The organism is Hydrogenophaga sp., from assembly GCF_030656115.1.
GTDB lineage: Bacteria > Pseudomonadota > Gammaproteobacteria > Burkholderiales > Burkholderiaceae_C > Hydrogenophaga.
Genome location: NZ_JAUSOO010000094.1, coordinates 1 through 11,600 on the forward strand (window position 1 = coordinate 1; position 11,600 = coordinate 11,600).

The window sequence follows — 11,600 nt, forward strand, 5'->3', positions numbered from 1 at the left end:
CTCGATCATCGCGGTCACACCCATCGCGGCGAGGGTCTGCTGGCAAAGGTCCCAGCGCACCGGCGCAACCACCTGTGCGACGAGGCGTTCGAGCACGTCACGTCCGGCGCCGTGGGATGTCCCGGGGGCCCGGTACGCGGCCCCGTCGGCGTCCGAGAGCAGAGGGAGGGCGGGGTCGGCGGCCGGCCACCCGGCGGCTGCGGCGGCGAACTCCGCCCGCGCGGGTTCCATGTACGGGGTGTGGAACGCGCCGGCCACCTGGAGCGGGATCACCCGCGCCCGAGTCGGCGGTTCGGCGGCAAGGGCGGCGAGATCGCTGAGCGCGCCGGCCGCGACGACCTGACCCGGGCTGTTCACGTTCGCAGGGACCAGTCCGGCACGTTCGATCGCGGCCAGCACCTCAGCCGGGTCCCCGCCGAGCACGGCGCTCATCCCGGTCGGCTCCAGGGCCGCCGCCCGCGCCATGCTGCGCGCCCACACCGCAGCCGCGCAAGACGTGATCGAGTTCGCCGTGCCGCACACCCTGGCGTTCACGTTTTTCCCGTCCTGGCTCTCGGGCTTGCGCGAGGCTTGCGGGCCCATCAAGAGCCGGCTGATCGCGCTGAACGTGCACGACGCCGTGATGCGCCTGGTGGAAGGCAGTTGTGACCTGCTGATTGCCTACCACCACATGGCCCAGCCCATCCAGCTCGATGCCGAGCGCTACGAAATGCTGCCACTGGGCCGCGAGACGCTGTCGCCTTATGTGAAGCCCAACGAACAGGGCGGGCCGCTGTTTGCGCTGCCCGGCACCGCGGGTCAGCCTTTGCCCTACCTGGCCTATGCGCCCGGCGCTTACCTGGGGCGCGCGGTGGACCAGATCCTCAAACAATGCGGCACGCCGCTGCACCTGGACCGCATCTACGAGACCGACATGGCCGAAGGCCTCAAGGCCATGGCCCTGGAAGGGCACGGCGTGGCCTTCTTGCCGTCCAGCGCGGTGCGCAAAGACGTGCGCGCCAAAAAGCTGGTGCCCGCCGGTGGCGGCTTTGAAACCACGCTCGACATCCGCATCTACCGCGAACGCCCCGCGGCCCGCAAAGCCAAGGGCCCGGTCGAAAAGTTCTGGACCGATCTGCAAAACCACCTGGACGCCGCGTCGGCTCCACCCGCCACGCGCTGAGTGAAAATAGAAACATGAGCACCCAAGCCCCCCTGAACCACATCACCCTGACCCGCCCCGACGACTGGCACCTGCACGTGCGCGACGGCGACGCCCTGCGCACCGTGGTGCCGCACACCGCTGCCCAGTTTGGCCGCGCCATCATCATGCCCAACCTGCGCCCGCCGGTCACCACCGCAGCCCAGGCCATGGCCTACGCCGAGCGCATCCGCGCTGCCGTGCCCGAGGGCGTGAGCTTTGAACCGCTGATGACGCTGTACCTCACCGACAACCTGCCCGCCGACGAAATCGCCCGCGCCCAAGACGCGGGCGTGGTCGCGGCCAAGCTGTACCCGGCGGGCGCCACCACCAACAGCGACGCGGGCGTGACCGACATCCGCAAGACCTACAAAACGCTGGAGGCCATGCAGCGCGCCGGCCTGCTGCTGCTGGTGCACGGCGAAGTCACCAGCCCCGACATCGACCTGTTCGACCGCGAAGCCGTGTTCATCGAGCAGCAAATGATTCCGCTGCGCCGCGACTTCCCCGAACTCAAGGTGGTGTTTGAACACATCACCACGAAAGAAGCCGCGCAGTACGTGCGCGAAGCCGGGCCGTTCACCGCCGCCACGCTCACCGCGCACCACCTGCTGTACAACCGCAACGCCATCTTCACCGGCGGCATCCGTCCGCACTATTACTGCCTGCCGGTGTTGAAGCGCGAAACCCACCGTCAGGCCCTGCTGGCCGCCGCCACCAGCGGCAGCGACCGCTTCTTTCTGGGCACCGACAGCGCGCCGCACCCGGCCCACCTGAAAGAGCATGCCACCGGCTGCGCGGGCTGCTACACCGCCCACGCCGCCATGGAGCTGTACGCCGAAGCCTTTGATTCGGTAAACGCGCTCGACAAGCTCGAAGCCTTCGCCAGCTTCAACGGCCCGGCCTTCTATGGCTTGCCACGCAACACCGGCACCATCACCCTGCAACGCGAAAGCTGGACGCCACCCGAAAGCTTTGCCTTCGGCGAGGCCGAACTCAAGCCGCTGCGCTCGGGGGAAGCGCTGCCCTGGAAGCTGGTGTGAACGGGCGTGACGCACATCGGGCCGAGGCACACATAGCGCTGCTCATCGACGCTGACAACGCGCCAGCCGGCAAGATTGATGTGATCCTGACCGAGCTGTCCACCTTTGGCGTGACCAATGTGCGCCGTGCCTACGGCAACTGGAAGAAGAGTGAACTGAAAGGCTGGGAAGAAAAACTGCATGAGCACGCGATCCGGCCCATGCAGCAGTTCGACTATTCCAAAGGCAAGAACGCCAGCGATATGGCGATGGTGATTGATGCGCTGGAGCTGCTCTACACAGATCGCCCAGATGCTTTTGGCATCGTTTCGTCGGACGCCGACTTCACGCCGCTGGTGATGCATTTGCGTGCCAAAGGTGCCGCAGTCTATGGATTTGGTGCCCAAAAGACACCCGAGCCGTTCGTGAATGCCTGTTCCCGGTTTTTGTATTTGGATCGGTTGGGTTCCGCCGAAGTTGTTGAGGCGCCAGCAACACCTGAAATACCCGTCACCAACGCGGCAGGGATCCCTGCCAAACAGGCGCAGACGCTACGGGTTACGCCAGATCAGCTCAAGAAGGACGCGAAGCTGATCAGCTTGCTGCGCGGGGCAGTGATTGCCAGCGAGGACGAAACAGGCTGGGCCAAGGTCGGCCACGTTGGAACGCACATTGGAAACAAGGCCTCATTTGACTCACGCAATTTTGGATATGCCACGTTGACAAAATTGCTGGAGGCTACGGGTGCATTTGATCTGCGTGATGCGGGTACTCCAAAAGTCTGCGTGCGCGACAAGCGGCATTTTCTTGCCTCCACCGTTTCATGAGCGCATGTGTTGAGCAGGGGTTCGCTGTTCGATCGATTGACTGGTCGGCTCCTTGGCTAGCGCATTTCCGCGACCCAGGCGAAGGCTTGGCCCTTCAGATCACCGATGGTTTCAGCGTTCACCAGGCACTGAATTGCGTGCGGATATCCCCCGTGAGTTTTGTTCCCCAGGCCGATTTGCCCCCGGGCACAGCCTACGAAGCACACATCTTCGACACCGGCACCGTGCCCACCCGCGACGGCCTGCACGACTTTTTCAACGGCTTGTGCTGGATGCGCTTCCCCCTCACCAAGCGGCGGCTGAACCAGTTGCAGGCGGCAGAAATTGCCACGGCGGGTGTGGGCCAGGTGCGCGGCCCGGTGCGCGATGGTTTGACCTTGTTGGACGAAAACGCTGCCTTGTTGCAAGCCCCCGATGCGCTGTGGGAAGCGCTGCTGGCGCGCGACTGGACGCGCCTGCTGGTGGACCTTCGCCCGCTGTGGGCACAGGCGCGGCTGGTGTTGTTGGGCCATGCCTTGCTGGAAAAACTGGTGTCGCCTTACAAGTCCATCACCGCCCATGTGCTGCGCGAGCCGGTGCCGTTGACTTTGGGCGACGATCTGGCGGCCTGGGACGCCTGGCTGGCACAGACGCTGAACGCGCCGCTGCTGGCTAGCAAGCCGTTCACGCCGCTGCCGGTGCTGGGCGTGCCCGGCTGGTGGCCGGCCAACGAAGACCGCGCGTTTTATGCCGATGCAGGGGTGTTTCGGCCTCAGCGGGTGGCAAGCGTCTGAGCACCACCACCCGTTTTTGACTGTCTGCCTCATCCCAACCGGGCACCTTATGCCTTCACCCACGCCACCCACCGCGCCCGCCACCGACGGCTTCGCTCACCTCAACCTGCAGCAGGACGCCGACCGCAGCCATCTCGCCGCCCACTTTCGCGCCGCGGGCGTGCGCGACGTGGAATGCCTGTTTGCCGACGTGACCGGCTACCCGCGCGGCAAACTCATGCCCGCCGCCAGCTTTGCAGCCGGTGGCGAACTGCGCATCTGCCAGGCCATTCCCATGCAGTGTGTGACGGGCGAGTACAGCGACGACCCCATCTTTCCCGACAGCGACCCCGACGTGCGCCTGGTGCCCGACCTGGCCACCCTCAAGCCCGCGCCCTGGGCCAGCGTGCCGCGCTATGTGGCGGTGCACGACTGCGTGGAAATGGACGGCAGCCTGTGCGACTTTGCGCCGCGCTCGGTGCTCAAACAGGTGGTGGCGCGCTACCAGGCGCTGGGCTTGCAGCCGGTGGTGGCACCCGAAATCGAGTTTTACCTGACCGCCGCCATGACCGACCCGGCCCAGCCGCTGGCCGCTCCGGTGGGCCGGGGCGGACGGCCCGAGGTGGGGCAGTCGGCCTTCAGCATGAACGCGCTGAACGAGTTGGCGCCGTTTTGGGACGCGTTCCACGCCGCCATCGACACGCTGGGTATTCGCACCGACACTTGGCTGCACGAGGTGGGCCCGAGCCAGTACGAAATCAATCTGTTGCACGGCGACGCGGTGGCCGTGGCCGACCAGGCTTTTTTGTTCAAAACCGCCGCGCGCGAAATCGCCTTGCAGCACGGGCTCAACGCGGTGTTCATGGCCAAGCCCATGGCCGCCGAGGCGGGCAGTTCCATGCACCTGCACCAAAGCGTGGTGGATGCAGAGGGCCGCAATGTGTTCAGCCACGCCGACGGCACGGCCAGCGAGGCGTTTTTGCACTACATCGGCGGCTTGCAGGCCTACACGCCCGACCTGATGCTGGTCTACGCGCCCACCGTCAACAGCTACCGCCGCTACGTGGCGGGCAGCCAGGCGCCCACCCAGGTGCAATGGGGCCACGACAACCGCACCGCCGGCCTGCGCGTGCCGGTGAGTGCGCCCGCCGCCCGGCGGGTGGAAAACCGCTTGGCCGGTGCCGACGCCAACCCCTACCTGGCCATGGCCGCCACGCTGGCTGCCGGGCTGGCAGGCATGCAAGAACGCCTGACACCCGGCGCGCCGGTGCAGGGCAACGGCTACGACCAGCCGCGCAGCCTGCCCCGCACCTTTTCCACCGCCCACGAGCAAATGGCCCACAGCCTGCATGCGCCGCGGCTGCTGGGCGCGCGGTTTGTGCAGGCTTATCTGGCCGTGAAGGCGCTGGAGCACCAGAACTACCTGGCCGAAGTGAGCGCCTGGGAGCGGCGGTTTTTGTTGCCCCAGGTGTGAACCGCCGCAGGGTTTTGGGGTCGTACACCTGGCTGGCGCTGACTTGAAAACGCAGCCCCGATCCCCACTATCATTCGGTCAGTTTTTTCTTTCTTCGGAGATTTCATGAAACGCATCCTGTTGTTTGTCTTGACCAACTTCGCCGTCATGGCGGTGTTGCTGGTCACCACCCGCATTCTGGGCGTGGACCGTTTTCTCACAGCCAACGGGCTGGACATGACGGCGCTGGCCGGCTTTTCGCTGGTGATCGGTTTTGGCGGCGCCATCATTTCGCTGCTGATCAGCAAGCCCATGGCCAAGTTCAGCACCAAAACGCGCATCATCAACCAGCCCCAGACGGCCGACGAAGCCTGGATCGTGCAAACGGTGCAGAAATTCGCCGACAAGGCGGGTATTGGCATGCCTGAGGTCGGCATCTTCGAGGGTGCACCCAACGCGTTTGCCACCGGCGCCTTCAAAAACTCGGCTCTGGTGGCGGTGTCCACCGGCCTGCTGCAGAGCATGACCAAAGAAGAGGTTGAGGCTGTGATCGGTCACGAGGTGGCCCACGTGGCCAATGGCGACATGGTCACCATGACGCTCATTCAGGGCGTGATGAACACCTTTGTGGTGTTCCTGAGCCGCGTGATTGGCTACGCCGTGGACAGTTTCCTTCGCAAGGGCGATAGCCAGAGCAGCGGCCCCGGCATCGGGTACATGGTCACGACCATCGTGATGGACATCGTGCTGGGCTTCGTGGCCGCCATCATCGTGGCCTGGTTCAGCCGCCAGCGCGAATTCCGTGCCGACGCGGGCGCCGCCAACCTGATGGGCCGCAAGCAGCCCATGATCAACGCGCTGGCCCGCCTGGGCGGTCTGACCCCCGGCGAACTGCCCAAGACCATGCAAGCGCTGGGCATTGCCGGTGGGCTGGGCAAGCTGTTCAGCACCCACCCGCCCATTGAAGAGCGCATTGCCGCGCTGCAAAAGAGCTGACGCGGTACAACGAAACAGCCCAAAAAAGAAGCGACCCGAGGGTCGCTTCTTTTTTGGGCTGTTTTGCTGGTTTCAGCGCCAGTCGCGCTCCCAACGCTCTTCCTGCTGGTCGCGCCGGTGTTCCTTGTGGTGGTCTTTCCGGTCGTGGTGCGGGTGCATGGGCTGCACGGTGATCGGCGGGTAACCGTTCACATGCGCGCCTTGAGTCACCGAACCAACGCGGTAAAACGGCGTGCCCACCACCACACGGCTCACCATCGGTACGACCGGCTGGTAGTGCACCTGGGGTGGTGGCGCGTAGCGGCTGGGCGGCGGCGGGTTGAACACCGGTGTCACGCTCAGGCGCACAAACTGTCCGGGGTCTTGGGGCATTTGGGTGGTGTACTGGCGGCCGGCGTATTCGTAGACCACGTTGTAGGCCACGGTGCGGTTTTCATAAAAGTTTTGCGTGCTGCATTGCTGCACGGTCTCGGTGCGGTCTTGGCCACCGCCTTCCAGGCTGTTGCCCAGCATCGCGCCACCCATCAGGCCGATCATGGTGGCCAGGGCGCGGCCACTGCCGTTGCCCACCGCATTGCCCATGGCACCCCCGGCAATGCCGCCCATGATGGCGCCCGCACCCGACTTTTGGCCCGGCACGGTGACCACCTGTTCCTGGCACACCTGGCGCGGCACCACGACCTGCTGCACCACGGGGGTGCTGCTGATCACGCGGCCTTGCTCGTCTTGGGCTTGGGCGGTGCCGGCAGAGGCCAACACCAGCAGCCCGGCCATGATGGGAAACACGGGTTGGTTCATGCTTGTCATGGAAAAAACTCCTGAAATGAGGAGTTTTCAGCATGCGCGGGCTGTGTCAAGCCTTGATGACCCAGATGTAAATTTGGGTATCTCACCCCGTTCCCGACCTTCAGGCGGGCAAGCCGAGCGCATCGCGGGCCACCGCTTCGGCCACTTTCAGGCCGTCCACCCCGGCTGACAAGATACCGCCGGCATAGCCCGCGCCCTCGCCCGCCGGGTACAGGCCGCGCGTGTTCAGGCTCTGGAAGTCGGGCCCGCGGGTGATGCGCAGCGGTGCCGAGGTGCGGGTTTCGACCCCGGTGAGCACAGCGTCGGCCATGTCGTAGCCCTTGATCTTGCGGCCAAACACCGGAATGGCTTCGCGCATGGCTTCGATCGCGTAGGCGGGCAGGGCGGGGGTCAGGTCGCCCAGTTTCACACCCGGCTGGTAAGAGGGCTCCACCGTGCCCAGCGCTGTGGACGGCTGTTGCGCCACAAAGTCGCCCACCAACTGGCCCGGTGCTTCGTACGTGCCGCCGCCCAGGGTGTAGGCCCGGGCTTCCAGTTCGCGCTGCAGCACGATGCCGGCCAGCGGGTGCGTCTGGCCCCGCGCTGCCAGCGCTCGGGCTTCGCTGGCGTAGCGTGCACCGTCGGCCTCGCCGAAGGCGGCGGTCCACAGCGGCGTGTCTTGCGGAAAGGTCTGGGGAAAGTCGGCCGGTTCAATGCCCACCACCATGCCGGCGTTGGCGTTGCGTTCGTTGCGCGAATACTGGCTCATGCCGTTGGTGACCACCCGACCCGGCTCGGACGTGGCGGCCACCACCATGCCGCCGGGGCACATGCAAAAGCTGTACACAGCGCGCCCGTTTTTCGCGTGGTGCACCAGCTTGTAGTCGGCTGCGCCCAGCAGCGGGTGGCCTGCGTGGCGGCCCCAGCGGGCGCGGTCGATCACGCTTTGCGGGTGCTCAATGCGAAAGCCCACCGAAAACGGCTTGGCTTCGAGGAACACACCCGCGTCGTGCAGCAGCGCAAAGGTGTCGCGCGAGCTGTGGCCCAGCGCCAGCACCACGCGGCGTGCGGGCAGCGTTTGCACCGTGCCCGTGTCCAGCCGGCGCACCTGCAGGCCGGTGACCTGGTGGCCACCACCGCCAGCGGGTGCGAGTTGCAGCCCGCACACCTGGTGCTGAAAGCGGATGTCACCGCCCAGGGCGATGATCTTTTCGCGCATGGCTTCCACCACTTTCACCAGCTTGAAGGTGCCAATGTGCGGGTGCGCCATGTAGAGAATTTCGGGCGGCGCGCCGGCCTCCACAAACTCGTGCATGACCTTGCGGCCCAGAAAACGCGGGTCTTTGATCTGGCTGTACAGCTTGCCGTCGGAAAACAGGCCGGCACCGCCTTCGCCGTACTGCACGTTGCTCTCGGGGTTCAGCACCTTCTTGCGCCACAGGCCCCAGGTGTCTTTGGTGCGCTCGCGCACCGGTTTGCCGCGCTCCAGCACGATGGGCTTCAGCCCCATTTGCGCCAACGCCAGCGCGGTGAACAGGCCACACGGCCCCAGGCCCACCACCACCGGGCGGTCCGCTTCGTCGGCCGGCCAGTGCGCCGGCGCATGGCCGGGCGGGTGCCAGGCCATGTCGGGTGTGGCGTGTATGTGGGGGTTGCCGGCGTGCTGTGCCAGCAGGGTGGCTTCTTGCGCCGGGTCGGCCAGCGTCAGGTCCACGATGTACACCGCCAGCAACTCGGCCTTGCGGGCGTCGAAGCTGCGCTTGAAGACGTGCAGGTGGGCGATGCCGTCGGGCGCCATGCCCAGCGCGGTGGCCGCCAGCCGGGTGAGGGCCTCCACCGGATGCGGCGGCGCAATGCGGTCCTCGTCGGTTTCGGACGGCGCGTCGGACGCGCGGCGGTGTTCGGCCGGCACGTCGGCCAGCGGGAGCTTGAGTTCTGAGAGTCGGATCATGGTGAAGAGGGCTTGTGTTTATCAAGCAAAGATCAAGCAAGGACGGCCTATTGTCGTCAAAGCCGGGACGGGGTTTCCGTGCGCGTGGCCTCCGTGGTTATTTTAAATAAACCCGGGTAAAATAATAAGACCCGTACAAAATAAACGCCATGAACACCGCCGTCCCACCCACCTGTACCGCTTTTTTGGGCCACCGCCGCGTCGCCAGCGGCCCCTATGCCGAGGTGGACCAAGCGCTGCGTGCGCTGGACCTGAGCGCCGGGGGGCTGCTGGTGTTTGACGACGCCAGCGGTTCCCAGGTAGACCACCCGTGGCCCGCCGACCACGCACCTGCACCGACCGCCGACGTGCTCACCGACGGATGCGGCATGGGGAGTGCCTCACCGGGCGTGGGCCGGCCGCGCCTGGGCGTGGTGGCGCGCGAGGTCACGCTGCTGCCGCGCCACTGGGCGTGGCTGGCGCAGCAGCGCGGTGGCGCTTCGGCCACCTTGCGCCGCTTGGTGGACGAAGCCCGGCGCAGCCAGGCCGAGCACGATGTGCCGCGACTGGCCAAGGAGCGGGTCTACCGTTTCATGAGCGCGATCGGCGGTGGCCTGCCCGGTTTTGAGGAGGCTTCGCGGGCGCTGTTCGCACAAGACGGTGCGGCCTTTGCCCACCGCACGGCCGACTGGCCTGCCGATGTGCGGGACCACCTGTCCTGGCTCGCCCGCGATGCCTTTGCTGCCGCGCCGCTGGCGCTGACCTGAGCCACCTGAGCGCAGCCACGCCACACCGCTTTCACTTTTCAACGTTTCGTCTTTATGCCACCCCATCCTTCTGGCCCAGCAAAACCGCTGTGGCGCATTTACCTGTTGTTTCTGGCGCCAATGGTGCTGTCCAACTTCCTGCAGAGCTTCTCGGGCACGCTCAACGGCATCTTCATCGGCCAGATGCTCGGCACCCACGCGCTGGCGGCGGTGTCGGGCATGTTCCCGATCTTCTTTTTCTTCATCTCGCTGGTGATCGGCCTGGGCGCGGGCGCTTCGGTGCTGATCGGCCAGGCCTGGGGCGCGCGCGAACCCGGCAAGGTCAAGGCCATTGCGGGCGCGGCACTGGCGCTGGGTGCGTTGATTGGTGTGGTGGCGGCGCTGCTGGGCAGCGTGTTCGCGCGTGAAGGCATGCAGCTGCTGGGTACACCGGCCGACGTGCTCGACGACGCCACCGCCTATACGCGGGTGATGATGTTGCTCATGCCGCTGCTGCTGCTGGTCATCCTTTACACGCAGCTGCTGCGCGGCGTGAGCGACACGGTGACGCCGTTGCTGGCCCTGCTGCTGTCCACCGGGCTGGGTCTGGTGCTGACGCCGGCCTTGATCAAAGGCTGGCTGGGGCTGCCGCCCATGGGCATCCAGAGCGCGGCGCTGGCCGGGTTTGTGTCCCAGGCGGCGTCGCTGGGCTTCCTGGTCTGGCGCCTGCGGGGCAAAGGCAGCGTGCTCGCGCCCGACCGGGCGCTGCTCAAGGCCCTGCGGCTGGACGGCAAGATCCTGGCCCAGGTGATGCGCATCGGCCTGCCCACTGGCTTGCAGATGGTGGTGATCTCGATCTCGGAGTTGGTGATCCTGTCGCTGGTCAACGGCCACGGCTCGCAAGCCACTGCGGCCTACGGCGCGGTCACGCAGATCGTCAACTACGTGCAGTTCCCCGCGCTGTCCATCGCCATCACCGCGTCCATCCTGGGCGCTCAGGCCATCGGCGCGGGCCGGGCGGAGCGCCTGGGTGCCATCCTGCGCACGGGGCTGTGGATGAACGTGTGCGTGACCGGCTCGCTGGTGCTGCTGGGCTACGTGCTGTCCCATTGGCTGCTGGGCCTGTTCATCACGCAGCCGGAGGTGCTGGCCCAGGCCGAGCACCTGCTGCACATCATGTTGTGGAGCATGCTGTTGTTTGGCTTCCAGTCGGTGGTGGGCGGCATCATGCGCGCCAGCGGCGTGGTGCTGGTGCCGGTGGCCATGTCCATCGCCTGCATTCTGGTGGTGCAACTGCCGGTGGCCTACGGCTTGAACCAGCGCTTCGGGCTGGAGGGCGTGTGGATGGCATTTCCCGTGACCTACGTGGCCATGCTGGCGCTGCAGACCGGCTATTTCAGGCTGGTGTGGCGCTTCAAGAAGATCGAACGCCTGGCTTGAAGCGTCGGCAGGACGGTCCGCTGCCGGGCCGCCCCAAGGTGGATCAGCCCCCTCGGGGGGCAGCGACCCGCGCAGCGGTGCAGCGTGGGGGCCACAGATCCGCCGCCGGGCCGCCCCAAGGCGGATCAGCCCCCTCGGGGGGCAGCGACCCGCGCAGCGGCGGAGCGTGGGGGCTTTTTTCTATTGGATAATCTATGGGTGAAGCGCGCCAGACCGTCGCTGGCACAGGGCCCGAAAGGGCGTGCTGGAGGAACGTCCGGACTGCACAGGACAGCGTAGGAGGTAACACCTCTCCACCGACAAGCCAGTCAGGGCAACCTGGGTGGCCCTAAGGTGAGGATCAGAGCAACAGAGACGAGCCGATTCAGTTCGGGTGAAACGGGCAATCTCTACGCGCAGCAATACCAAATAGGCCAACGTTGACGTGGTTCCGCGGAGTTGGCGGGTAGGTAGCACCGAGCCGCTTGG

9 protein-coding genes, 1 other RNA gene and 2 pseudogenes are annotated in these 11,600 nt (G+C 66.1%); 9 read left to right on the forward strand and 3 right to left on the reverse strand.

The window, feature by feature from the left end; translation table 11 throughout:
* Positions 1–432, reverse strand: a pseudogene (locus Q7J58_RS12375) (hypothetical protein); the annotation flags it as partial.
* Positions 433–457: 25 nt separating this feature from the next.
* On the opposite strand from Q7J58_RS12375, the pseudogene Q7J58_RS12380 reads away from it, so the two are divergent.
* From Q7J58_RS12380 to htpX, 6 genes and pseudogenes are all read left to right on the forward strand, one after another.
* Positions 458–1,162, forward strand: a pseudogene (locus tag Q7J58_RS12380) (LysR substrate-binding domain-containing protein); the annotation flags it as partial.
* Between the two features lie 14 nt (positions 1,163–1,176).
* Positions 1,177–2,223: a dihydroorotase gene (gene pyrC / locus Q7J58_RS12385; RefSeq protein ID WP_304828274.1), complete on the forward strand. Its 1,047-nt coding sequence runs from the start codon at positions 1,177–1,179 to the stop codon at positions 2,221–2,223.
* Positions 2,220–3,029 (forward strand): NYN domain-containing protein, encoded by an 810-nt coding sequence (locus Q7J58_RS12390; protein WP_304828277.1) that lies wholly within the window; start codon positions 2,220–2,222, stop codon positions 3,027–3,029. Before pyrC ends, Q7J58_RS12390 begins: the two co-directional genes overlap by 4 nt.
* A gap of 152 nt (positions 3,030–3,181) precedes the next feature.
* The gene (locus Q7J58_RS12395; RefSeq protein WP_336623494.1) at positions 3,182–3,802 is read left to right on the forward strand and encodes a DUF3025 domain-containing protein; all 621 of its coding nucleotides are present in this window, start codon (positions 3,182–3,184) and stop codon (positions 3,800–3,802) included.
* A 49-nt stretch (positions 3,803–3,851) separates the two neighbouring features.
* Positions 3,852–5,255: a glutamine synthetase family protein gene (locus Q7J58_RS12400; RefSeq protein WP_304828283.1), complete on the forward strand. Its 1,404-nt coding sequence runs from the start codon at positions 3,852–3,854 to the stop codon at positions 5,253–5,255.
* Between the two features lie 105 nt (positions 5,256–5,360).
* Positions 5,361–6,230 (forward strand): protease HtpX, encoded by an 870-nt coding sequence (htpX, locus tag Q7J58_RS12405; protein WP_304828286.1) that lies wholly within the window; start codon positions 5,361–5,363, stop codon positions 6,228–6,230.
* Between the two features lie 72 nt (positions 6,231–6,302).
* Here htpX and Q7J58_RS12410 read toward each other — a convergent pair whose 3' ends face one another.
* Complete coding sequence (locus tag Q7J58_RS12410) at positions 6,303–7,037, reverse strand: hypothetical protein (protein ID WP_336623496.1); 735 nt, start codon at positions 7,035–7,037, stop codon at positions 6,303–6,305.
* 100 nt (positions 7,038–7,137) lie between these two features.
* The gene (locus Q7J58_RS12415; RefSeq protein WP_304828289.1) at positions 7,138–8,967 is read right to left on the reverse strand and encodes an FAD-dependent protein; all 1,830 of its coding nucleotides are present in this window, start codon (positions 8,965–8,967) and stop codon (positions 7,138–7,140) included.
* A 149-nt stretch (positions 8,968–9,116) separates the two neighbouring features.
* Between Q7J58_RS12415 and Q7J58_RS12420 the strand changes: the two genes are divergently transcribed.
* From Q7J58_RS12420 to rnpB, 3 genes are all read left to right on the forward strand, one after another.
* Entirely contained in the window at positions 9,117–9,713 is a 597-nt protein-coding gene (locus Q7J58_RS12420; protein WP_304828292.1) for a DUF2239 family protein, read from the forward strand.
* A gap of 105 nt (positions 9,714–9,818) precedes the next feature.
* Entirely contained in the window at positions 9,819–11,132 is a 1,314-nt protein-coding gene (locus Q7J58_RS12425) for an MATE family efflux transporter (protein WP_304828295.1), read from the forward strand.
* Positions 11,133–11,332: 200 nt separating this feature from the next.
* Positions 11,333–11,600, forward strand: an RNA gene (rnpB, locus tag Q7J58_RS12430) — RNase P RNA component class A; the annotation flags it as partial.